The sequence below is a fragment of the [Actinomadura] parvosata subsp. kistnae genome (assembly GCF_900323885.1).
Classification (GTDB): domain Bacteria; phylum Actinomycetota; class Actinomycetes; order Streptosporangiales; family Streptosporangiaceae; genus Nonomuraea; species Nonomuraea composti.
In genome coordinates this window covers 147,029-169,940 of sequence record NZ_OOHJ01000015.1, presented here as the reverse complement: position 1 = coordinate 169,940, position 22,912 = coordinate 147,029, and the positions used below count along the sequence as shown (strand labels likewise).

General features: G+C 71.3%; 17 protein-coding genes and 1 pseudogene. 8 read left to right on the top strand and 10 right to left on the bottom strand.

Annotated features, from left to right (window positions below):
- Positions 1-142 precede the first annotated feature (142 nt).
- The gene (locus KIS93_RS15435) at positions 143-1,327 is read left to right on the top strand and encodes an ROK family protein (RefSeq protein ID WP_080036916.1); all 1,185 of its coding nucleotides are present in this window, start codon (positions 143-145) and stop codon (positions 1,325-1,327) included.
- 96 nt (positions 1,328-1,423) lie between these two features.
- Positions 1,424-3,562, top strand: coding sequence for a discoidin domain-containing protein (locus KIS93_RS15430; protein WP_222107481.1), 2,139 nt, complete (start codon positions 1,424-1,426; stop codon positions 3,560-3,562).
- Here KIS93_RS15430 and KIS93_RS15425 read toward each other — a convergent pair.
- Positions 3,549-4,621 (bottom strand): annotated as a pseudogene (locus tag KIS93_RS15425) (alpha-hydroxy acid oxidase). The gene KIS93_RS15430 and the pseudogene KIS93_RS15425 sit on opposite strands and share 14 nt — an antisense overlap.
- A 200-nt stretch (positions 4,622-4,821) precedes the next feature.
- Here KIS93_RS15425 and KIS93_RS15420 point away from each other — a divergent pair.
- A complete protein-coding gene (locus KIS93_RS15420; protein ID WP_186404348.1) occupies positions 4,822-5,085 on the top strand; it encodes a hypothetical protein in 264 nt (87 codons plus the stop codon).
- 85 nt (positions 5,086-5,170) lie between these two features.
- Positions 5,171-5,863 carry an HD domain-containing protein gene (locus KIS93_RS15415; protein WP_246005287.1) on the top strand — a complete coding sequence of 231 codons (693 nt, stop codon included), beginning with the start codon at positions 5,171-5,173 and terminating at the stop codon, positions 5,861-5,863.
- On the opposite strand, the gene KIS93_RS15410 is transcribed toward KIS93_RS15415, so the two are convergent.
- The 8 genes from KIS93_RS15410 to KIS93_RS15375 form a co-directional block, all read right to left on the bottom strand.
- A complete protein-coding gene (locus KIS93_RS15410) occupies positions 5,804-6,079 on the bottom strand; it encodes a DUF4031 domain-containing protein (protein WP_080036917.1) in 276 nt (91 codons plus the stop codon). The two genes, KIS93_RS15415 and KIS93_RS15410, sit on opposite strands and share 60 nt — an antisense overlap.
- Positions 6,076-6,822, bottom strand: a complete 747-nt coding sequence (locus tag KIS93_RS15405) for an HAD family hydrolase (RefSeq protein WP_080036918.1) — start codon at positions 6,820-6,822, stop codon at positions 6,076-6,078. Before KIS93_RS15405 ends, KIS93_RS15410 begins: the two co-directional genes overlap by 4 nt.
- Before the next feature lie 18 nt (positions 6,823-6,840).
- Positions 6,841-8,025 (bottom strand): cytochrome P450, encoded by a 1,185-nt coding sequence (locus tag KIS93_RS15400; protein WP_080036919.1) that lies wholly within the window; start codon positions 8,023-8,025, stop codon positions 6,841-6,843.
- Positions 8,026-8,169: 144 nt separating this feature from the next.
- A complete protein-coding gene (locus KIS93_RS15395; protein WP_155126543.1) occupies positions 8,170-8,445 on the bottom strand; it encodes a hypothetical protein in 276 nt (91 codons plus the stop codon).
- Positions 8,446-8,529: 84 nt separating this feature from the next.
- Entirely contained in the window at positions 8,530-10,395 is a 1,866-nt protein-coding gene (locus KIS93_RS15390; RefSeq protein ID WP_080036920.1) for a CHAT domain-containing protein, read from the bottom strand.
- Complete coding sequence (locus KIS93_RS15385) at positions 10,392-12,959, bottom strand: hypothetical protein (protein WP_080036921.1); 2,568 nt, start codon at positions 12,957-12,959, stop codon at positions 10,392-10,394. Before KIS93_RS15385 ends, KIS93_RS15390 begins: the two co-directional genes overlap by 4 nt.
- 15 nt (positions 12,960-12,974) lie before the next feature.
- Complete coding sequence (locus KIS93_RS15380; RefSeq protein ID WP_080036922.1) at positions 12,975-16,811, bottom strand: CHAT domain-containing protein; 3,837 nt, start codon at positions 16,809-16,811, stop codon at positions 12,975-12,977.
- A gap of 108 nt (positions 16,812-16,919) precedes the next feature.
- Positions 16,920-17,315: a hypothetical protein gene (locus KIS93_RS15375; RefSeq protein WP_080036923.1), complete on the bottom strand. Its 396-nt coding sequence runs from the start codon at positions 17,313-17,315 to the stop codon at positions 16,920-16,922.
- Between the two features lie 201 nt (positions 17,316-17,516).
- On the opposite strand from KIS93_RS15375, the gene KIS93_RS15370 reads away from it, so the two are divergent.
- Together KIS93_RS15370 and KIS93_RS15365 are read left to right on the top strand one after the other, a co-directional pair.
- A complete protein-coding gene (locus KIS93_RS15370; protein ID WP_080036924.1) occupies positions 17,517-18,758 on the top strand; it encodes a hypothetical protein in 1,242 nt (413 codons plus the stop codon).
- Positions 18,759-18,799: 41 nt separating this feature from the next.
- Positions 18,800-19,489, top strand: a complete 690-nt coding sequence (locus tag KIS93_RS15365) for a DUF2786 domain-containing protein (RefSeq protein ID WP_080046500.1) — start codon at positions 18,800-18,802, stop codon at positions 19,487-19,489.
- 94 nt (positions 19,490-19,583) lie between these two features.
- Here the strand turns inward: KIS93_RS15365 and pgm are convergent, their stop codons facing one another.
- Positions 19,584-21,221, bottom strand: coding sequence for a phosphoglucomutase (alpha-D-glucose-1,6-bisphosphate-dependent) (gene pgm / locus KIS93_RS15360; protein WP_080036925.1), 1,638 nt, complete (start codon positions 21,219-21,221; stop codon positions 19,584-19,586).
- Between the two features lie 98 nt (positions 21,222-21,319).
- Here pgm and KIS93_RS15355 point away from each other — a divergent pair, with 98 nt between their 5' ends.
- Together KIS93_RS15355 and KIS93_RS15350 are read left to right on the top strand one after the other, a co-directional pair.
- Entirely contained in the window at positions 21,320-22,219 is a 900-nt protein-coding gene (locus tag KIS93_RS15355) for an LLM class F420-dependent oxidoreductase (protein WP_080036926.1), read from the top strand.
- A gap of 39 nt (positions 22,220-22,258) precedes the next feature.
- Positions 22,259-22,855: a glycoside hydrolase family 25 protein gene (locus KIS93_RS15350; RefSeq protein WP_186404246.1), complete on the top strand. Its 597-nt coding sequence runs from the start codon at positions 22,259-22,261 to the stop codon at positions 22,853-22,855.
- Positions 22,856-22,912: the final 57 nt, after the last annotated feature.

Genomic DNA, 22,912 nt, shown 5'->3' with positions numbered 1-22,912 from the left:
GCCATCTCCTCATCGGGGGGATGGCCAGACCATAATCTAAGCCTCGAAGAAAGTCAGGAAACGTTTGTGTAACACCGGCCGCGCAGGTTCTTCGGGCCGTGAACTAACATGGCGGCGGACTGCCGAGGGAACGGGGACGAGCATGAGCACGCCGGGGCGGAAGACCGTACGAGACCTCCGCCGGGGGAACCGGGCGATGCTGCTGCGCGCGCTCTACTTCGGCGGCCCCGCCAGCCGCAACGAGCTGTCCGCCCAGACCGGGCTCAGCGCCGCCACCGTCAGCACGATGACCGGCGACCTGCTGGCCGACAACGTCATCGTCGAGGCGGGCCAGGTCGACTCCGACGGCGGCCGGCCCCGCGTCCTGCTCAAGGTCAACCCCGCCTACGGCTACGCCGTCGGCGTGGACGTGGGGGAGACGCAGGTCAAGGTCGAGCTGTTCGACCTGGAGATGAACGTGCGGGCGAGGGCCCACTACGCGGTCCGCTCGGCCAAGCACGACCCCGAGCTGGTCGCCCGCCACATCCTGACCGGCGTGGACGCCGTCATCGCCGAGGGCGAGGTGCCGGCCGGGCAGGTGCTCGGCGTGGGCGTCGGCGTCCCCGGCATCGTCGAGCCCGGAGCCGACGGGCTGGTGCGGGCCAAGACGTTCGGCTGGGAGGCGGTGCCGCTCGGCGCGCTGCTGCGGGCCGGCACCTCGCTGCCGCTGGTCCTCGACAACGGGGCCAAGACCATGGGGCAGGCCGAGCTGTGGTTCGGCTCCGGCAGGGGCACCGGCGACGCGGTCATCCTGCTCGTCGGCTCCGGCGTGGGCGGCACGATCGTCACCGGCGGGCGCATCTACCGGGGGGCGGGCATGGCGGCGGGCGAGGTCGGGCACCTGAAGGTGATCGCCGGTGGGCGGGCGTGCCGGTGCGGGGCGCGCGGCTGCCTGGAGGCGTACCTGGGGGCCGAGGCCATCCTCGAACGCGCCGGCGTCGAGGCCGACTCCGCCGACGAGGAGGCGGCGCTGGCCCGGCTGCTGGAGTCGGGCTCGCCGGTGATCGGGGAGACCGTCGATCTGCTGGGCGCGGGCCTGTCGTCGCTGGTGCACCTGTTCAACCCCGAGCGCATCGTGATCGGCGGCTGGGCGGGGCTGATGCTGGGCGGGCGGCTGCTCGGCGAGATCCGGGCCGCCACCGCCGCCAACACGCAGGCGCAGCCGTTCCAGCCGGAGTCGGTGGTGCTCGGGCGGCTCGGGCCCGACGCGGTGGCGCTGGGCGCGGCGACGCTGGTGATCGAGCCGTTCTTCGGGGACGCCGCTTACCCGTCGCCCGCTATTGCGTAGAAGTTAAATCAAGCATTGACATAAGTCCGGGCCGCAGGCACGCTCTGCTCGATAGAGCGCTCTCTCACCACCCCCCTGTTCGTGAGGAGTCCAGCAGTGCACCCCCGCAGAAGCCCCGCCCTCATCCTCGCCGCCCTGGCCGCGTTACTCCTGTCGTGCCTGGTCACGGCGCCCGCCCAGGCCGCACTGGCCTGCGGCACCGCCAACGCCGCGCAGGGCCGCCCCGCCACCGCCTCCTCCACCGAGAACGCCGGCACCCCCGCCTCCGCCGCCGTGGACGGCAACACCGGCACCCGCTGGTCCAGCGCCTTCAGCGACCCCCAGTGGCTCCAGGTGGACCTGGGCTCGCCCCAGGACGTCTGCCAGGTCGTGCTCCAATGGGAGACCGCCTACGCCACCGCGTTCCGCGTCCAGGTCTCCGCCGACGCCTCCACCTGGACCGACGTCTACGCCACCACCACGGGCACCGGCGGCACCCAGACCCTCGACGTCACCGGCACCGGCCGCTACGTCCGCGTCCACGGCACCGCCCGCGCGACCGGCTGGGGCTACTCCCTGTGGGAGCTGACCGTGCGCACCACCACCACGACCCCGCCCGGCGGCGGCGACCTCGGCCCCAACGTGCACGTCTTCGACCCGTCCATGCCCGCGTCGAGCATCCAGTCCACGCTCGACTCCGTCTTCTCCCAGATGGAGTCCAACCAGTTCGGCACCCAGCGCCACGCCCTGCTGTTCAAGCCGGGCAGCTACAACGTCAACGCCAATATCGGCTTCTACACCTCGATCATGGGACTCGGCCGCAACCCCGACGACGTCACCATCAACGGCCAGGTCCGGGTGGACGCCGGCTGGTTCGGCGGCAACGCCACCCAGAACTTCTGGCGCTCGGCCGAGAACCTGTCCATCACCCCGCCCGGCGGCACCAACCAGTGGGCCGTCTCGCAGGCCGCGCCGTTCCGCCGCATGCACGTCCGGGGCAACCTCAACCTCGCCCCCACCGGGTACGGCTGGGCCAGCGGCGGCTACATCGCCGACAGCAGGATCGACGGCACCGTGCAGCCCTACTCCCAGCAGCAGTGGTTCACCCGCGACAGCACCATCGGCGGCTGGCTCAACGGCGTGTGGAACATGGTGTTCTCCGGCGTCGAGGGCGCGCCCGCCCAGTCGTTCCCCGAGCCGCCGTACACGACGCTCGCCAACAGCCCCGTGACCAGGGAGAAGCCCTACCTGTACGTGGACGCCGCCGGCGCCTACCAGGTCTTCGTCCCCTCCCTGCGGCAGAACACGCGCGGCGCGAGCTGGCCCGGCACCGGCACCTCCATCCCGCTCACCCAGTTCTACGTCGCCAAGCCCACCGACACCGCCGCCACCATCAACGCCGCCCTCGCCGGCGGCCTGAACCTGCTCTTCACGCCCGGCATCTACCACGTCGGCCAGACCATCAACGTCACCAGGCCGAACACCGTCGTGCTCGGCCTCGGCTACGCCACCATCATCCCCGACAACGGCGCCGTGCCCCTGCGCGTCGCCGACGTGGACGGCGTCCGGGTGGCCGGGCTGCTGTTCGACGCCGGCGCCGTCAACTCGCCCGTCCTCATGGAGGTCGGCCCGCCCGGATCCGCCGCCTCCCACGCCGCCAACCCCATCTCCGTCCAGGACGTGTTCTTCCGCATCGGCGGCGCCCACGCCGGCAAGGCCACGACCAGCCTCGTCGTCAACAGCGACCACGCCCTCATCGACCACATCTGGGCCTGGCGCGGTGACCACGGCACCGGCATCGGCTGGACCGTCAACACCGCCGACACCGGCCTGATCGTCAACGGCGACGACGTCACCGCGTACGGGCTGTTCGTCGAGCACTACCAGAAGTACCAGGTCATCTGGAACGGGCAGCGCGGGCGCACCGTCTTCTTCCAGAACGAGATGCCCTACGACCCGCCCGGCCAGGCCGCCTGGATGAACGGCTCCACCCGCGGCTACGCCGCCTACAAGGTCGCCGACTCCGTCACCGCCCACGAGGCGTGGGGGCTGGGCGCCTACTGCTACTTCAACGTCGACCCGAGCATCGTCGCCGAGCGCGGCTTCGAGGCGCCCGTCAACCCGAACGTGCGCTTCCACTCCCTGCTCACCGTCTCACTCGGCGGCAACGGCACCATCAACCACGTCATCAACAACACCGGAGCCGCCGCCCAGGGCACCGCCACCGTCCCCGTGAAGATCGTCAGCTTCCCCTGAGCCGCACCAGATCGGGGGTGAGCCCCTCGACACCACCGCTCACCCCCAGCAGCTGCACCGTCCGGACGAGCTCGGCGCGCAACAGCTCCAGCACCCGCGTCACGCCCGGCTCGCCCCCCGCCATCAGCCCGTACAGGTAGGCGCGGCCGACGAAGCACGCCCGGGCGCCCAGCGCGACCGCGGCGGCGACGTCGGCCCCGCTGCGCACACCCCCGTCGAGGAACACCTCCGTCCGGCCGCCGACCGCCGCCACCACCTCCGGCAGCAGCTCCAGCGGGGTGGCGGCGCGGTCGAGCTGCCGCCCGCCGTGGTTCGACACCACCAGCCCGTCCACCCCCACGGCGGCCAGCTCCTTCGCGTCGTCCACCCGCTGCACGCCCTTCACCAGCAGCTTCCCCCGCCACGCCGCCCTGATCCACTCCAGGTCCGCCACCGTCACCGACGGGTCGAACATCAGGTTCGTCAGCCCCGCCATGTCCTCCGGCGCGCCCTCCACCGTCGCGAACCGGAGCGGCTCACCCGTCAGGAAATCGAACCACCACGCCGGATGCCGCACCGCCTCCAGCGCGCCCCGCCAGCGCAACGACGGCGGGATCGTCAGGCCGTGCCGCACGTCCCGCAGCCGCGCCCCGCCACCGGCACGTCCACCGTCACCACCAGCACGTCCATGCCCGCGGCTTCGGCCAGCGCCAGCCGCTCCAGGTTCCGCGCCCGGTCGCGCACCACGTACAACTGGAACCAGTTCCACCCGCCGGGCGCCGCCGCGGCCACGTCACCCGCCGTCGTGGTGCCCATCGTCGACAACGTGTACGGCACCCCCGCCCGCTCCGCCGCCCGCGCCACCGCCCGCTCGCCCCCGCGATGCATCATCCGCGTGAACCCCGTCGGCGCCAGCACCACCGGCATCGCGACCCGCCTGCCCAGCACCTCCACCGACGTCGGCGCCTCCGCCACGTCCCGCAGCACGTGCGGCGCGAACTCCACCCGGTCGAACGCCCGCACCGCCCGGGCCATCGACCGCTCACCCTCGGCCGCGCCGTCCACGTAGTCGAACACCATGCGCGGGGTCCGCCGCCGCGCCAGCCGCCGCAGCTCCCCCACATCGGCCGCCACCGCCACCCGCGCCGCCCTGGACCAGCGGGGCGCGCGGGCACGATCCTGCGCAGCTCCCGCCAACGGGGCAGGCGCCGTGGCTCCTTGTCCGCATTCGTCCCGATGCCTCGGACGATAACATCACGCGGCCCACGTACGGTGGGACCGTGATCCCCAACGTCCCCTCGCCCACGCCCGGCACCGCGCCCCGGGACGGCGGCCCGCCCGCGCCGGTCACCGCGCCTGCGCCCGGCTCGCCCGCTCAGGGCCGCGCGCCCGCACGTGATGCCGCTGCTGCGCATGGGGGTGCGCCGGAGCCCGGGCTGCGCATGTGCACGGGGGTGCGCCGGGGCCCGGGGCTGCGCATGTGCACGGGGGTGCGCCGGGGCCCGGTGCTGTGCCTGCCCATGACGGTGTGCTCGACTCAGTAGGCGCGTGTGCGCAGGGCGGCGCACCCACAGCCGACGGCGCGCTGCCCCCGGCGGTGCTTGGGGCGGGCTCCTGGGCGGTTGGGTCGTGGTGGCGGGTGGGTCGGCCGCCGCGCTCGCGCTCGGGGCCGAGCTGGTCGCGCGCTGGGCGGAGCCGCACCGGCGCTACCACACGCGCACCCACCTCGCCGCCGTCCTGGCCGCGATCGACGACCTCGCCGACGAGGCGGCCGACCTGGCGGCGGTACGCCTGGCGGCCTGGTTCCACGACGCGGTCTACGACGGCCGTCCCGGCTGGGACGAGGAGCGCAGCGCCCAGCTCGCCCAGGCACGCCTGCCGGCCTGCGGCGTCCCGGCGGGGCGGGTGGCGGAGGTGGCCAGGCTGGTCCGCCTCACCGCCGCCCACGACACGCTCCGCCCCGGCGACCGCAACGGCGCCGTCCTGTGCGACGCCGACCTGGCCATCCTCGCCGCCCCGCCCTCCGGCGACCGCACGCGCGCGATCGGCGCGGCGTCCGGCGACTTCAGGCGCGCGGCCGCCCTCACCTACGACGACTACGCGCGCGCGATCCGCCAGGAGTACGCCCACGTGCCGGACGTCGCGTTCGCCGAGGGCCGGTCGGCGGTGCTGCGGCGTCTGCTCGCCACCCCCGCCCTTTACCGCACGCCCCGCGCCCGCGCCCTGTGGGAGGAGCGTGCCCGCGCCAACATGACGGGCGAGCTAGCGCGCCTGCGGGCGGCGCTTGCGGCGGCGCAGCCCGGCGGCGACGAGACGCCGTAGGAGCTCCTGCGACCCGACCGCCTCGGCCCCCAGGGCGACGGCCCGCGCGTGCACGGTCTCGGGCACGTCGTAGTGGTCGCGGTCGAACGCCCGCTCCGGCACCCCGAGCCGCACCGCGAAGGCGTGCAGCTCCTCCAGCGAGTGGTCGCTGACGAGGTGGGACCACATGAGGCCGCGCGGCCCGGGCCAGTTGGGCGGATCGATGAGAACGGTCACGACGTCAAGGGTAGAACCCGCCCACGCACCTCGATCGCCCCCAGATCGGACACCACGGCACAAGCACCCTCAGCACCAGGAGCGTCGTCACCGCTCTCGGCGTCCACCGCGATCACCGCCCCGAACCCGCCCTTCCTGCCGGCCTCGATCCCCGGCAGCGCCGACGCCACCACGGCGACCTTGGCCGCCGGCAGGTCGAGCCGCCGCGCCGCCTCCAGGAAGAGCGCGGGGTCGGGCGTGCCGGGCAGGTTCAGCAGCGCGGCGTCGTTGCCGTCGACCATCAGGTCGAACAGGTGCATGACCCCCGCGGACCCGACCAGCTTGCGCCCGTGCAGGCTGGCGGACACGGCGGCGGTGCGGGCGCCGCGGTGCCGCAGCTCGTGCAGCAGCGCCACGGTGGCGGGGAAGGCGGCGACGCCGTACTTGTCCACCTGCTCCATGAAGAGGCGGTCCTTGGCCAGGCCCAGCCCGTGCACGGTGGGCGCGCCCGGCTCGTCGTCGGGCGAGCCTTCGGGCAGGGTGATGCCGCGGCTGGCGAGGAACGTACGGATGCCGTCGAGGCGCGGGCGGCCGTCGACGTGCCGCAGGTAGTCGCCGCGGATGTCGAACGGCGCCGAGCGGCCGCGCAGGAACGCGTCGAAGACGTGTTTCCAGGCGGCCGCGTGCCCGCGGGCAGTGTCGGTGACCACGCCGTCGGTGTCGAGGACGACGGCGCTGATCGCGGTCAGGTCGATGACGGTCACACAGCGAACGTAACCGCTCTACCAGGCGACGGGTAGCTCTTTGACGCCGTACACGATGGCGAGTTCCCTGAACGGCACCTCGCCGGCGACGCGCAGGCCGGGGAAGCGGCGCAGCAGCGCCGGGAAGGCGATGCGCATCTCCATCTGGGCCAGGGGCGCGCCGATGCAGCGGTGGATGCCGTGGCCGAACGCCAGGTGCGAGCCCGCCGTCTCGCGGCCGGGGCGCACCTCGTCCATGTCGCCGCCGAGCGCGGGGTCGCGGTTGGCGCCGGTGAGCGAGCACAGCACCATCTCGCCCTTCTTGATGGGGACGCCGTGCAGCTCCAGGTCGTCGCGGGCGAAGCGCGGGAAGGCGACCTGGACGACGGTCATGTACCGCAGCAGCTCCTCGACCACGTCCACGACGTAGCCGTCGACCTCGCGCACCTTGGCGGCCTGCTCGGGGTTGCGCAGCAGCCACAGCGTGCCGAGCGCGAGCATGCTGGTGCTGGTGTCGTGGCCGCCGGTGAGCAGGCCGTCGGCCATGCTGGCGAGCGTGCGGTCGTCGAGGTCGTCGCCGTGCTCGCGCAGGAGCTGGCCGAGCAGCCCGTCGCCCGGGTTCTGGCGCTCCCTGGCGACGAGGTCCACCAGGTACGTCATCGCGTCGTTGATGGCCTGCAGTGACGCCTCGGGCCCGGCGGTGAAGTCGAAGCGGTCCTTGCTGATCTTGACGAAGTCGGCGCGCTCCTCGTACGGGACGCCGAGCAGCTCGCACACGACCAGCGACGGGATCGGCAGGCAGAACTCCTCCACCAGGTCCACCGGCATCCCGCCGGCCGCGGCCTTGGCCTCGATGCGGTCGAGGTGCTCGGCCACCATCGCCTCGATGCGCGGCTCCAGGCGGCGCAGGCGGCGCATGGTGAACTCGGGCGTGAGGTACTTGCGCAGCCGCGTGTGCTCGGGCGGGTCGCGGAAGCCGAGACCGCCCGGGTCCTCCTGGTTGGAGCCGAGCCCGATCACGCCCGCGAAGTCGTTGCTGAAGCGCTCGTGGTCGCCGAGCACCGCGCGGACGTCCTCCCAGCGGGTGACGAGGTACACGGTCTGGTCGCCCGGGATCTGCATGGGGAAGACCGGGTGCTCGGCCCGGATGCGCGCGAGCTCGCCCACGGGGTCGAACCCGTCGCGCATGAACTGGACGAGCGGGAACTCTTCTGTCTCTGACATCGATATCCGTCCTGGCTGGGATGCATCACACCATGTCGGGATAAATCCCTGCATAGATGGTCCCATCCGGAAACGTGAATGGAGCCCTCCGAAAGGACGAATTTACATCTCACCCTCGCCGCCCTTGCGAACGGCAGGGGAGGCTCACCTTCCGGCTAACGCCCTGGTCACCTCCTCGGGCGGCGGCTCCGTGCGGTCGCGGGCGCGGACCGGCGGCTCGGGCGGCACGGCCTCGGCCGCCAGGGCGGGCGGGGAGGGCTTGGGCCTGCGCGGCTCCCGCACGCCGCCCGTCCCTCCGGGTGGATCCTCGAACGGGGGGTAGTCACGCTCGGTCCAGTGCGGTTCGCCGGGGCCGAAGCCGGGCGGCCACGCGGGCGCGCCACTGGAGAGAGCACGGCGTCTTCGCGATCGCTTGCTCACAATCCCCTCCTCGCGTCCCATTGTGCGCCCGCCCCTCGGGCACGACCAGCGAGAATCGAGGCTGTCACCAAGAGGCCAGAGGGTTCAGTGGGCGAACTCCCTGATGATTCGAAGGTACTCCGGATCGCAGGTACCGCTGATGGGAAGTGTCGCGTCGGCGATGGTCTTCGGATTGCCTGCTGCGGTGGTCAGGATGGTGGCCAGTCCGCTGGGGTCCGAGTGGAAGAGCGGTTTGAGAGGGGCGAGTCCGCGCGCGTACAGCACGGCCTCCCGCCGGGTCATCGGCTTGATCTGTATGGGGAGGAGCCCTGTCGGGAGCCCCGGTGGCAGGGCCCCGCCGGTCAGCAGCAGACGGGACCGTCCACCGCCGCTGAGGGCGTTCATAATGGCCGGCCAGCGCTTGTCCCGCCATTGGCCGCTGGGCTCGTCAAGGAGGGCGGTGACATTGTCGATGACCGTGAGGACCGCCACCTGGTCGCGCAGGAAGGCCTCGATGAGGCGCAGCCGCGCAGCGAGCTTGCCGGGCTCGCGCAGCGCCGCACGCAACTCGAGCGCTTCCAACTGGCCGTCCAGGTGCTCGGCCAGGCGGTCGAGCGCGCCAGCGATGCGGTTGCCCGGCAAGTCGATCGAGTGCCACAACAGCGTACCGAATGTGGCCGGGTGGCTGTAGGCCAGCTCCAGCGCGCACGCCGTCGTACCCACCCCGGGCGAGCCGTAGAAGAGCACTCCCGCGGAGGCGTCATCCGTGATGGCGCGGTCGGCGAGTGCCATCTCCCTGGCCCGGCCCACGAAGGACGGGGGCTGGCGCTCGAAGTACGCCATGGGCACGTTGATCCTCATCGACGGCGGCTCGACCGTCGGCGCCAGCACGAGGTTCAGCGCCCGCGTGCCGTACACGACCGGAACCGCCACCGACCGGGGCGGGGAGGCGCTGCCGTACGGCGGGGCCGCGGCTTCCTTGACGGCCCATTGGAGGGCCCTGGTGAGCGGCTGCCCCAGGCGCAGCATGGCGTCGTAGAGCCGCCGGGTCAGCCGCTGGGAGAAATCCCCGCCCAGGTCGTACCGCATGCCGATTACCGCGCAGCCGAACTCGGCGGCGAGTTGCTCGGCGATCGGCAGCATGCCGGGATCTGGGGTGCCGGCGGAGAAACAGGATGAGAGGACGACCAGCTTCAGCCGGTGCCTGGTCGGCTCCAGCCGCTTGCGCAGCTCGGTGTAGCGCAGCCTGGCCTGGCTCCCGTCGTCCTGCTGGATCACCAGCGCGTCGACCAGCCCGTGGCCGAAGAAGTGCACGACGTCCCACCCGAAGGCCTGCTGCATGGCGTCGTCGAGCGACTTCTCCGTGACGCGCCACTGCAGCACCTTCAGCGTGGCCTGGCGGCCCTGCGCTTGCAGGCCGGAGAACAACTCGACCAGCTCCTTGCGCTGCGCACGAAGCTCCAGGAGATCCTCGTCGTAAGGCAGGCTGAAGACAGCCAGTGCCCGGAGCGGCTCATCGACGCCCGACTTGTCGGGCAGCGGGGGCGCGCCCGTCGGCGCGTGCACCAGCGTGACCCCCTGCGTGATGAGCGGCTCGCCGCGGACGTGGCCGATCTCCAGCGGTAGGTCGTGCAGCCCGCGGGCCTTGGCCGGCACCCGCACCTCCACCAGGGCAGGGGTGTGCCTGATCAGCTCCTGGCGCAGGTCGCCGAGCAACTTGTCCCCGATGCATCTGCCGACTTCGGCGACGAGCCGTGCCTCGCTGCCGAGCAGGTCGTCGAGATCGGTGTCGTGTCGTACGTGGTGGTACAGCCGCCGGCCGTGCAGGAGGCACGCATCCTCGGGGGCGAGATTCACCTGGTGATCCCCGACGGGAGTGGTCTCGTCGAGCAGCGACCAGCGCCACTGTCCGGGAGCGCGGTAGTCGGAGGCCTCCAGCACCAGGTGCCGCTGCCCGTACTTGTCGATCATTGGGGGATGAAGTTCTTGATCAAGGCGAGGAGCTTGTCCATCGCGTCGTCGGGCACGGGGCGGTACTCGATCTCGTAGGAACGGCCGCTCTGCTCATCCTTGCGGATCTTGAAGCCGAAGCGGGACAGCGCGAGGAAGGCAAGCCCGCAAACGGCCGCGACGATCAGCGGATCGTGGCGAAGAGGCGAGCTCGGCATGGCCACGGCCCGCTCCACCTTCGCCATCGTGGCGTCCTTAGTGGCCAGGAAACGCAGCGTGCCGCGGGCCAGCTCGCCCTCATGAACCGGATCCCCGCCAGGGCTTTCGGGCAGCGTGCCGTCGCCGGCGACCACGGCCGCCTTCTCCTTGCCTTCCCGCTCCAGCTTGGTGCGTTCCGCGTCAGACATGTCCTCGATCTCCAGGACGTACGCGAGGGCCCGGGCGGCTTCGAGGTCACCGAGGCCGTCGATGCGCGAGATCAGATCTTTCATGTCTGCCTGCCTCTCTGCCCAGCGCTCCAGGAGCGCGGCGATCTCGATGAAAGCGGTCCAGACCTCGGAATCCGGGTCGTGCTGGAGAGCCGCGCAGACGCGTGGCAGCAGGTGCGGCTTCGACCTGGCGTGGAGCGCGAATTCGGGCTGCCCGGCCAGTACGTCGGCGGCGACGAGCAGTTTGGGCCGGCCACCCGCGAGGCAGTGGATCTGCCCCGCCAGCTCCCGTTGTATCGCCTCAAGCGTGTCCATCGGCCCTGCAGTCGTTCCCGTGACCGCCGCCTCCGAGGCGAACGACGGCATCGGTCTGTCTTCATGAATCAGCTTTCGCAGGCTCGGGAGGCTGCGCAGCAGGAGAGCGGATTCCGTGGCCTTGAGCGGCCCTACCGGAACCACGGACATGCGGACTGTGTCCAGATCGGCCGGTACGCGGCGGCTGACCAGGATGATCCTGCTCCGGCCCGCGGCCGAGACCAGGCGCTGGAGGAAGATGCCGAAGCCCTCGTCCTCCCAGGTGTCCCCGTCCAAGAGCTCGTCCAGGTTGTCTAGTACAAGGAGGAACTTGCCCGCTGCCATCGCGCGTAGCAGCTCATGCACGAACCGCTTGCTCGTGGGCTGGTCCGGCATCTTCATCCCGTAGTTCGACAGCTCCTCGGACCAGAACCCGATCAGGTCCAGCATCGCCTCTCGCGGCTGCTCGAAATCCGGTCGTGCCTGCCACCACAGGACCAGGTCGAACCACTGACGATGCTGGTAGGCCAGCTCCTTCGCGCATGTGGTGGCCCCTGATCCCGGACGCTCGTGCAGCAGGACGCCGCTACGGGACGAGCCGGGCAACAGGGCCGCGCTGGCTTCGAGGAGCGTGTCCGCGTGCCCGAACAGGCGATCGGGCACCGGGGGAAGGTATCCGGGCACTTCATGGCGATGGCCGGCCGCCATCCTGGCGCGGCACACCCGTCGGTCCTCGTTCTCGCTGATCGCGCCGAACAGCACGGGTGCGGCGATCGAGCAAGGCGAGCGATGGGAGCTCTCGGCGCCGCCGCACAGACGCATGGCGAAGACGAACGCTCGATCGATGAGATTCATCTGGTTGAGCAGCCCGCTGTAGAAGTGCTCCGTCAGCTCGGCCGCGAAATCGTCCGTGGTCGGGTGCCTGAACGCCAGTACTCCTGTGTCGAGATCTCTGGCGAGGTTCCACGCCAGCTCGCAGATCTTGGCCGAGCCAGCGGGCAGGTCGTTCGGCTGTCCGGCCGAATCCGTGTTCCCGATCCCGAGCCGGCGCAGCGTCCGCGCGATGGTGCGCGCGCTGTTGCGGTTGAGCCAGAGGGCGAGCAGTTTCAACCGTGACCGGGTCGGCGCGAGCAGGTCTGCCAGTTCGTCCAGCCGGATGGAATCGGCGCGGCCATCTGCCGTGACCAGGGGCAGCACGTCCCCGCTGCCGCGACTGGCGATGTGCACCACGTCCCAGTGGGGGTGCTCTTGGATCACAGCCAAGAGCCTGTCCCGGGTCACGCCGTACTGCAGGACCTTCAGCTCGATCGGCACCTGGGAGGCATCGTCGATCACCTTCTCGAGCTGCCGCCGCTCCCTGTGCAGGGTGAAGGGAGAGGACGGGTCAGGCTCCGCGAACCAGGCGAGCACCCGCGCGGTGTCGGCTTTCCTCTTGTCCCCCGCGAAAGGCTTCGCACCGCTGGAGTCGCTCTGGTGCACGAACGCGGCGAGATGATCGAACAGCCATCTGTCGCCGATGCGGGCCAGGTCCATGGCGTGTCCCAGCAGCGAGGTGCTGTTCTGCTGGATCTGGACGCGCACGAGCTTGTCCTGGATCAGGACAGGCAGCTCGTTGTCGTAGGCATGGTTGCCGATCCAGTCGCCAAGCCGCTTGATCCTGGCCTCGTCGTCGCGGAACGTGCGCTCCGCGGCGGTGCTGTGGTTCAGGTACGCGTAGGTGTCATGGAATCCCTGGTACTCGTCGGCCCTGGAATCGAGGCCGACGTTCCGATCCCATGGCTGGCTGGCGCCCGTCAGCTCCCAGCGCCAGCTTCCCGCGCCCTCGATGTTCGTGGCCCTCAAGAGCAGTACCATCGTCTCCACCCACCGCTCGATGAATCAAAGACCGCGCAGCACCGCCCCCACGATGTCTCTGTCGATCTTGTCCAGCCCGGTTGCCAGTTCCCGTTCGTCCCGTTCGCCGTGTACGACTCGCCGTAGCGCCTCCGCCAGAGGCGTCCAGTCCGTCTGCTCGTCGAGCCCGATGAACGACACGGCGCCATGAGCGGCGTCACCGGCAGAGGCAGCGCCTATGGGACCGGATGGGTCCCAGGTCCAGAATGCCGCGGGCGCCATACGTTCCCTGGCCGCCACCTGCCCCACCGCGTCCAGCACGCCCTTCAACAGCGCCACGCGCTTCTGCTCGGCCGGCACCAGGGTGCTGAACAGGCTCGTGAAGCGCATCCCCGCCCCGTGTTCCACGGGCACCACCAGCAGGTGCGGATCACGTGGCAGGGGCGCGCCGCCCTCACTCAGGTTCTCGGCGAGCGCCCGCACGACTGCACCGAGCTGGTGCGGGCAATCGGCGGCTGAGTACAACATCGCCGCGGCCAGCCGGTGTGCGACGACCTCCAGACGCGGCCGGCCCGCGTCGCGCAGGTGCCCGGCAAGGTTGTGGTGGTGGCGGGCGATGTCCTCGGCGTCGTTGTACGCGTCGTAGCCGATCCGCAGAGCGATCTCCTCGTACATCGCCGCCTCGTCAGGGCGCGCCAGCCTGGCGCAGATCTCAGCTCTGGCACTCACGGCCAGCCGCAGTTCCGGCAGTGCGCGGTGCGCCATGAAGACGTGCTGGCACTCGTCCAGGAGCCGCTCCGCCTTGCTGAGGCGGCCCAGCCGAAAGAGCGGCACCCAATCAGCCATCTTGATGAGAGCCAGCGCCCATGGCTGCACGCCCTGGTGCTGCCGGTGCCGGCTCATGCGGTGGGTCCACGCGATGGCGGTCGACCACCGCTCCCACGCCAACGCCGATGAGCGGGCGGCCTGCAGAATCTCCTCGTAGGACCGTTCCAGCTCGACCGGCACCGGATCGTGCTCGGGCACGAGGACCCGGGCCAGCTCCTGCACCTCATGGTGCCGCCGCATGGCGGTGAGCAGGCGCAGCCTGCGTGCCTCCGCGGCCAGCCTCAGTCTCTCGGACTCCACCTGGTGGACGGCGCCGACGGCCCACGGCAGGGCCTCGCCGGGGCTGCGGTACCTCGCCAGCAGGTCGATCAGCTCTCCGGTGAGTTCGGCCCTGATCTCCTCGTCACCCTCCTCACGCACCTGGTGAAGCGCATGGCGGAGAAGGTCGCCGGCCAGATCAGGATCACTTCTCGCCTGCTCGTTGGTGCGGATCAGCAGGATCGTGGCGTTGATCCGCCCACCGTCCGCGCCGTCCGGTGCCAGAGAGAGGTAGTCGAGTGCGAGCCTGGTCATCCCCGGGCTGTCGTCCAGGCGGACGGCCTGTGCCAGCACCCTGCCGGCCTCGGCCCATCGGCCTCTACGCACCAGGTAAGGCACCGCGGCCAGACCCGCGCGCACGGCGTTCGGCTTCGCGCCCTCCCCGTCTCGTCGTAAGGCCTCGGCATGGATGCGTAACCAGTGATCCGCCAGCAGGACGTCGTCATCGCGCGGCTCGTCGCCGGCGGCGGTGGGAAGTTCGGGCAGCAGGCGCAGCGCCATCGCGCCGTCGTCCCCCGTGACGATGTCCGCCAGATTCGCCAGGATGAGGGAGTTGGCGACGCTCTTCAACCGCGACCCTGTGCCGAGCCTGTCCCAGAGGGGTTCGAGCACCGCCGGGGATCTGTCGGCGTCGCGCGCGCGTGACAGCAGGGCCAGGAGACGACGGGGAAGAGGCTCCAGCCGGGCGACGATCTCGCCCGTCCACCGCCGCAGCAACTTCGTCGTGGCCTCCTCGCTGCGGTCGCCGCCGTGACCGAGCAGAAAGTAGCCGTCCCCCGCGGGCAGGTCCTCCGGCTCCGCCACTCCCTCGGCGGCCAGTTCGAGCAGCCGGGGGTTGCCTTGGGCCTCCTCCAGGAGCCAGGCCAGCTCCGCGCCGCTCACCGGGGCCTTGGGTTGTGGGCAGGCCTCCGGCCGGGCTCCGAGCAGCGGAGGGCGCAGGTTCGGCAGGCGCGCGGCGAGCATGACGGACTCCGCTACTCCCAGGGGGCCAACTCGCACGGTGTCCATCTCCAGCCCGGGGAGGGCGTCGAGCGCTCGCCTGCTCGTCATGAGCAACCGCGATTCGCCTCCGTGTGAGCCGATCGCCTCGATCAGCATGCGGCAGCGTTCATCCAGCCAGGTGCCGTCTGCGCTGAGCAGTGTCTCCGCACCGTCGAGCACCAGGAGCAGTCGCTGCTTCCGCAGCGCGTCGGACAATCGCGGCAAGAGCCTACGTAACTCCCTCTCGTTGCTCATGGCTCGAACGAGCGGCAGTCCGAGCCGGTCCTGCCAGGCGCCGGCGAGTTGGGCAGGCACGTCCACGATGTCCGCCTCGGTGGCCGGACGTGGCGCCGACCACCAGGCGATCCGTGAGAACGCGTCGGCCTGGTGGTGGATCAGCTCCAGAGCGCAGGCGGTCTTGCCGACTCCGGTGCCCCCGGTCAACATGACGGCGCAGCGCTTGCTCGCGGCGGCCAGCGCCCGGCTCACTTCGCCGAGCACGTCGGTCCTGCCCACGAACCGTAGCGGTTTGGGCGGCGGTGAGCCCAGCCGGGACCGGAACGGCTCGTGCACGAGCTCGCCGCGCGGAGGCATCAGCCTGAGTTTCGCCCCACGGGCGCCGATCAGCATCGCGGCGCCCGCGGAGAGCGGCGGTCTGGTGGAGCTCACCGGGCGGCTGGCCTCGGCCACCGCCGAGCCGAACGCCTCACGCAGCGGCATGCCCCAGCCGAGCAGCCGAGAGTACAGCTCACGCGCCAGGGCGCCGGCATACTCGTCGCTGACCGGGTAGCGGGTCGCCACCGCGGCCACATCCAGCTCATCGGCCAGCCGGACGGCCAGCTCCACGGCCTTACCCCTGCCGGGCTCGACGACATCGTGCGGGCCGGAGGGCAGTTGCTCGGCCGCTTTCGCCAGGCCCAGCTCCTGCAGCGCGGACACCGCGACCCCATTGCCGCGGTCGCAGGAGACCAGCACCGCGAGCTTGAGCCGCCCGCGCGTCGGTAACAGCAGCTCGGTCAGGTCCTCCATCGAGATCGGGTCGGGGGAGCCGTCCGGGCGCTCCAGCACCAGCCGGCCCGCGGTGCCGTGGCCGGCCAGATGCAGCACGTCCCAGCCGGGATACTCCTCGATGGTCCGCCGCAGGCTGTCACGTGTGGTGCCGTAGTGCAGAATTCTCAGCTCGATGCTCTTGCCTGTGGACGTGGCCGCGTGCCGTACCGCTGCGGCGAGCTCGTGACGCTGCTCGTAGGGGCCGAGCCCGGCGGCGTCCGGCCCGGAGAAGACGGCGAGCATGCGAAGTGGTCCACCGGCTTGTTTCTTGATCCGCGGTCCGGCGCGGAGGTCGAACTCGTGGACGAGCACGATTCCGCGCCTGGCGAATATCTCCTGTCCCACGCCGGTGAGCTCGAGTGGATAGTCGGCGAGAAATCTTCCAGCCGGCGGAATTTTGATTCGGACGGTGGCGGGCGCGTTGCGCGCCAGTACTTCGATGATCCGCGGGTGAAAGATCTCCTGGGTGAGGAATTTACTGATCTCCTCGACCGCCCGGCTCTGGGCCAGCAGCGCACCTCCACTACGAAGCTCACGGATCTGCTGGTAGAGGTACGGAAGGTGATCTCTGCCCAGTCGTATGCAGGCTTCGGCCAGCGGCTCACCCTGCTTCGTGGTGAGTACCCATGTCCAAGTCCCCCGGTCGCGGACATCTCTCATTTCCAGTACGAAAGGCACGCCGACTCCCCCCTGGATAGCGGCCATTCGTGGGCGACTGATTCAGAATGATGAGTTGTGGTTCCATGATTGTCAATCGCGCGGCTGGAACGTGCGAACCTCGTTTTGCCCGAGAAGGTCGTTCTTTGATATTCGTCAGATGGACGGAGCTGTGCTGTTTCCCGTCCCGCCGGCCTCCGCCGGAGTGGTGGCGGTGGCGGTCGGGGTGGACTGCTGGCGCACGAGTACGGCGCCCAGCAGGGCGACGAACGCCATGATCGAGGCCGTCTGCTGGTCCGTCAGCGACACCCCGAACACCAGCCCCAGCGTGACGGCCGCCTGCGCGAAGCCCAGGGCCGCCGCCTTGATGGTGCGCCCCCCGTCCAGGTTGCGGGTGGCGAACGCCGTCCAGACGCCCAGGCCCGCGGCGGCGATCGAGTTGATGGCCGCCACCTGCGCCGTCGTCAGCGGCAGGAAGAGCGCTGTGAGCATTTGCAGGCCCGCGCTCAGCAGGCCGAGTGCGAGCGCGGGCTCGCGGCCGAAGATCTTCATGGAACCCCCTCCCAGAGTCGGACCCCCTGTGACCGCAGAGGGGCGGGGCGCGAGCCTGATACACGCGCCGTCAAGTCCCCTGAACTGCGGTGAAAGGTGGGCAAAGTGGGGCAGCAGACGGCGTTTGGCGTACAAGATGGCGACATTCTGCGATGATCTCGTCGCATAGAGCCGGAGTTTGAGCCTCACGGATAGTGACTGATGCCGACATTTGAGGAAATAACAGCCTTCATCACCGAGAAGCCGCTCGCCACCGCCGTCATCACGCTGCTGAGCCTGATCGGCCTGGTGCTCGCGGTCCTGGTGCTCAGGGTCGCCTGGCGCGCCGTGTCCTGGTTGTTCAGCAGGTACGTCGCCCCGCGGCCCGTCGAGGACGTGCTGACCATCGTGGCCGCCTCCATCGCCACCGGCGTCTCCGCGCAGGGCATGTGGCGCTTCTCCGGGGACGTGCTGGGCATGAACGGGCCGCTGCGGTTACTGCTGTTCGCGTTCATCGAGGTCGCGATCATCACCTCCGCCGTACGCGCCCGCCGCAACATGCGGGAGAACTTCTCGGCCGGCATCGACGGCATCGCCGTGTGGGCCCTGACCTGCCTGACCGCCGTGCTGTCCTCCATGGACGCGCGCAGCCTGCCCGAAGCCGTCTTCCGCCTGGCCGCCCCGCTGGTGGCCGCCTGGCTGTGGGAGCGCGGCATGGCCATCGAGCGCCACCGCATCCGCGGCACCGGCCGCATCAACTGGCGGCTCACCCCCGAGCGGCTGCTGGTCCGGCTCGGGCTGGCCGAGGTCAGCGACCGTACGGCCAGCGAGGTCGACGCCCACCGCAGGCTCACCCGGGTCGCGCTGGCCGCCAAGAGGGCCAAGGCGCTGCGCGAGGCGGGCGCGTCCGAGCGCAAGATGCGCGCCGCGCTCGCCAAGCTCGACAAGGCCATGGACCAGGCCGTCGAGCACACCGGCCTGGCCGTGGACCCGCAGCGGCAGGAGGCCCTGCTGGCCCAGATCGCCGCCCTCTACAACACCTCCGCGCTCATCGACGCCGACCCCCGCGTCCCCTGGGAGCCCGAGGCCGACCACCACCCCGTGCCCGCCCGCCCCGCGCTGCCGGCCGCGCTGGCCGAGCTGGTCGAGGAGGAGGACGAGGACGCCGTGGTGTTCGACACGACGCCGCAGGTCGTCAGCACCGCCGAGCGGGCCGCGCGCATGCGGGCCGCCCGCGAGTTCTGGGACCGGCAGATCGCCAAGGGCATCGTGCCGCGCACCGTGGACATCGCCCAGGAGATCGGCATCCCGCTGCCCACCGCGCGCGAGTACCGCGCGCTGTGGAAGCTGGAGCCGCAGGCGCACGCGCTCATCGAGGCGCTGTACCAGCAGCACGGCATCGTCGACACCGGCGCCTTCCCCGCCATCGCCGACGACGGGCGGATCCTGGCCGGCAAGCCGTAGGCTGGGTGCCCGCCGGCGGCGACGGAAGCGGGGGAGTGCGGGTGCGGGAGCGGACGCTGGAGCGCGTCAGGAAGCTGCTGGCCAAGGCCGAGCGCACCGACAACGAGCACGAGCGCGCCACGTTCATGGCCGCCGCCTCGGCGCTGATGGCCAAGTACGGCATCGACTCGCTGCCGCCCGCGGGCACCCGGCAGGTTCCCGGCGACCGGATCGTCACCCTGCCCGCCCCGTGGGCCAGGGAGAAGGCCCGCCTGGTGAGCCTCGTGGCGCAGGCGCTGCGCTGCCGCCCGCTGCTGATCGGGCGGGGCGACGGCGGGCAGCGGGTGCACGTGTTCGGCTTCGCGGCCGACCTGGAGCGGGCCGACCTGCTGGCCACCTCGCTGCTGCTGCAGATGGCCTCGGGCCTGGCCCGGGTGGAGCCGCCCGAGGGCGTGCCGGCCGTGCGGGCCTATCGCCGGTCGTGGCTGCTGGGGTTCACCGACGAGGTCTACCGGCTGCTGTGCGCGGCCGAGGCGCGGGCGGAGGCCGAGTCCGCCGGTACGGGCAGCGCGCTCGTCCTGGCCGACCGCAGGGCCGAGGTGGAGCGGGCGGTAGCCGCTCACTACCCCGACATCCGCATGAGCGTGCCCAGGACGAGCGGCACCGGCTACCGCGACGGCGTGGCGGCGGGCCGCAGGGCCGACCTCGGACGCATGGGGATGGGCACCGCGACGGCCCGCGAGCTCACCTGAGCCCCCGCCCGGCAGCCCAGCCCATCAGCCCCGCCCGGCGCGTGCACGGATCCGGCCGCGCACGGGGGCGATCCGGCCGCGCACGTGCGCCCGCTCAGCCCCCGGAAAGGGCGTCCGAGACGAGCGAGCGGGCCTCCTCCTGCACCTCGGCCAGGTGGTCGGGCCCCTTGAAGGACTCGGCGTAGATCTTGTAGACGTCCTCGGTGCCCGACGGCCGGGCCGCGAACCAGGCGCTGGCCGTGGCGACCTTCACCCCGCCCAGCTTGGCGCCGTTGCCGGGCGCCGCCGTCTGCACGGACGTGATCGGCTCGCCCGCCAGCGTGCCGGCCGTGACCTGCTCGGCCGACAGCCTGCCGAGCACGGCCTTCTCCTCGCGGGTGGCGGGCGCGTCGACGCGCGCGTACGCGGGCTCGCCGAACCGCCCGACCAGGTCCCGGTAGCGGGCGCTCGGCGACTCGCCGGTGACGGCCAGGATCTCGGAGGCGAGCAGGGCCAGGATGATGCCGTCCTTGTCGGTGGACCACACCGAGCCGTCGCGGCGCAGGAACGACGCGCCGGCGCTCTCCTCGCCGCCGAACCCGAGCGACCCGTCGAGCAGCCCCGGCACGAACCACTTGAAGCCCACCGGCACCTCGTACAGCCGCCGGCCCAGCGACTCGGCGACCCGGTCGATGATGCCGCTGCTGACCATGGTCTTGCCCACCCCGGCATCGGACGGCCAGCCGTCGCGGTGGGTGTAGAGGTAGGAGATGGCGACGGCGAGGTAGTGGTTGGGGTTCATCAGGCCGCCGTCGGGGGTGACGATGCCGTGCCGGTCGGCGTCGGCGTCGTTGCCGGTGGCGATGTCGTACGTGTCGCGGCCGGCGATGAGCGAGGCCATCGCGTACGGCGACGAGCAGTCCATCCGGATCTTGCCGTCCCAGTCGAGCGTCATGAACCGCCACGTCGGGTCGACCAGCGGGTTGACCACGGTCAGCGCCAGCCCGTGCCGCTCGGCGATCTCGCCCCAGTAGGCCACGCTCGCCCCGCCCAGCGGGTCGGCGCCGATGCGCACGCCGGCCGCGCGGATCGCGTCGAGGTCCACGACAGAGGGCAGGTCGTCCACGTACGTGCCGAGGAAGTCGTAGCGCCCGGCCCGGTCGAGGGCCGACGCGTACGGCACCCGGCGCACGCCCTTGAGCCCGTCCTGCAGCAGCCGGTTGGCGCGGTCCTGGATCCACCCGGTGGCGTCGGTGTCGGCGGGGCCGCCGTGCGGCGGGTTGTACTTGAAGCCGCCGTCGGCGGGCGGGTTGTGCGACGGGGTGACCACGACGCCGTCGGCCAGGCCGCTGGTGCGGCCCGCGTTGTGCCGCAGGATGGCGTGGGAGACGGCGGGCGTGGGGGTGTAGCCGTCGCGGGAGTCGATGAGCACGGCGACGTCGTTGGCCGCGAACACCTCCAGCGCCGACACCCGGGCGGGCTCCGACAGCGCGTGCGTGTCGATGCCGAGGAACAGCGGCCCGTCGGTGCCCTGCGCCTGCCGGTATTCGCAGATGGCCTGGCTGGTGGCCACGATGTGGTCCTCGTTGAACGCCGACTTCAGCGACGACCCCCGGTGCCCCGACGTGCCGAACGCCACCCGTTGCGCCACCTCGCCGGCGTCGGGGTGCAGCGCGTAGTAGGACGTCACCAGCCTGGCGACGTCGACCAGGTCGGAAGGCCGGGCGGGCTGTCCCGCGCGTTCATGCGTCATGGAGGTCACTTTACAAATCGCCTCCGGCCCGGCGGGTGACCGCACTGCGGTGTGGGGAGATACATTCGCGTCAGTCACCAGAATGGAGTTCTGTTCCGATGCGTTACGGATGTTTCCTCAGCGAGCCCCAAGGACCCGACGCGATCGCCGGCCTGCGCGACCAGATCGCCCAGGCGGCGGCGGACGGCTTCACCTCGGCCTGGCTCTCCAACATCTTCGGCCTCGACGCCATCACCGCCCTGGCCGCGGCCGGCGTCCAGGCGCCGCCGATCGAGCTCGGCACCGCCGTCGTGCCCACCTACCCGCGCCACCCTGCCGTGCTGGCGCAGCAGGCCATGACCGCCAACGCGGCGCTCGGCGGCCGCTTCGCGCTGGGCATCGGCCTGTCGCACAAGATGGTCATCGAGAACATGTTCGGCTACAGCTTCGAGCGGCCCGGCCGGCACATGAAGGAGTACCTCGACATCCTGATCCCGGCCTCCCGCGGCGAGCAGGTCGACTACCAGGGCGAGACGCTCAAGGCGAACGTACGGCTGACCGCGCCGGGAGCCGGCTTCCCCGTGCTCGTGGCCGCGCTCGGCCCGCGCATGCTCAAGCTCGCCGGCACCGTCGCCGACGGCACCGTGCTCTGGATGACCGGGCCGAAGACGGTCGCCGAGCACGTCGCGCCCACCATCACGGCCGCCGCGGCCGAGGCGGGCCGCCAGGCGCCCAGGATCGTCTGCGCGCTGCCCGTCAGCGTCACCGACGACCCCGCCGCCACCGTCGAGCGCGCCAACGAGATCTTCAAGATCTACGGCCAGCTCCCCTCCTACCGTGCCATGCTCGACAGGGAAGGGGCCGCGGGGCCCGGTGACGTCGCGATCGTCGGCGACGAGGACACCGTGCTGGCCCGGCTGGAGGAGCTGAAGCGGGCGGGGGTGACCGACTTCGTCGGCTCGGTGTTCGCGAACCGGGAACGCACCAGAAGCCTGCTGATCGGCGCGGCGAAGGGTTGATCCGCGTACATCTCCATAAAATCCGGCAAGGTGAAGCGCGTGCTACTAGGCATCGATGTGTCGAACTGGCAGGGCACCGTCGACTGGGCCGGCCACGCGGAGGCGGGCGTGGCCTTCGCGTTCGCCAAGGCGACCGAGGGCGGCGACTACACCGACAAGTGGTTCGGGCGCAACTGGGCCGGCATGCGCGAGAGCTGGCTGGTCTGCGGCGCCTACCACTTCGCCCGGCCCAAGGGCGACCCCGTCGAGCAGGCGCGGCACTTCCTGGGCGCGATCAGGTCGGCGGGCGGGCTGCGCCGCGGCGACCTGGTCGCCCTCGACCTGGAGACCAACGACGGCCTGCGCCCCGAGCAGGTCGCCCGGTACGCCCGCCGCTGGTGCCACCACGTCGAGCGGCACGGCGGCGTGCGGCCGTTCATCTACACCTTCCACGCGTTCGCGCGCGGCGGGCACTGCGCGGGGCTGGCCGAATACCCTCTCTGGATCGCCAGCCCCGAGAGCCCGCGCGGCAACCCCCCGGTGCCCAGGCCCTGGCGCGACTGGACCATCCACCAGTACGCCAACAGCCCCATCGACCGCAACGTCTTCCACGGCACCCGGCAGGAGCTGACAAAGCTGGGGTTTCACCCGCGATAGCATCGGTGCCTACCGTCGAACCTGCCTCGGTGCCGGGCATCGAGCGCGACCTTCAAG

Bases quoted from the DNA above. Each gene is read 5' to 3' on its own strand.
- KIS93_RS15375 (WP_080036923.1), bottom strand. From the start codon at position 17,315: ATGAAGATCTTCGGCCGCGAGCCCGCGCTCGCACTCGGCCTGCTGAGC.
- KIS93_RS15435 (WP_080036916.1), top strand. From the start codon at position 143: ATGAGCACGCCGGGGCGGAAGACCGTACGAGACCTCCGCCGGGGGAAC.
- pgm (WP_080036925.1), bottom strand. From the start codon at position 21,221: ATGACGCATGAACGCGCGGGACAGCCCGCCCGGCCTTCCGACCTGGTC.
- KIS93_RS15400 (WP_080036919.1), bottom strand. From the start codon at position 8,025: ATGTCAGAGACAGAAGAGTTCCCGCTCGTCCAGTTCATGCGCGACGGG.
- KIS93_RS15380 (WP_080036922.1), bottom strand. From the start codon at position 16,811: ATGGCCGCTATCCAGGGGGGAGTCGGCGTGCCTTTCGTACTGGAAATG.
- KIS93_RS15355 (WP_080036926.1), top strand. From the start codon at position 21,320: ATGCGTTACGGATGTTTCCTCAGCGAGCCCCAAGGACCCGACGCGATC.
- KIS93_RS15370 (WP_080036924.1), top strand. From the start codon at position 17,517: ATGCCGACATTTGAGGAAATAACAGCCTTCATCACCGAGAAGCCGCTC.
- KIS93_RS15390 (WP_080036920.1), bottom strand. From the start codon at position 10,395: ATGATCGACAAGTACGGGCAGCGGCACCTGGTGCTGGAGGCCTCCGAC.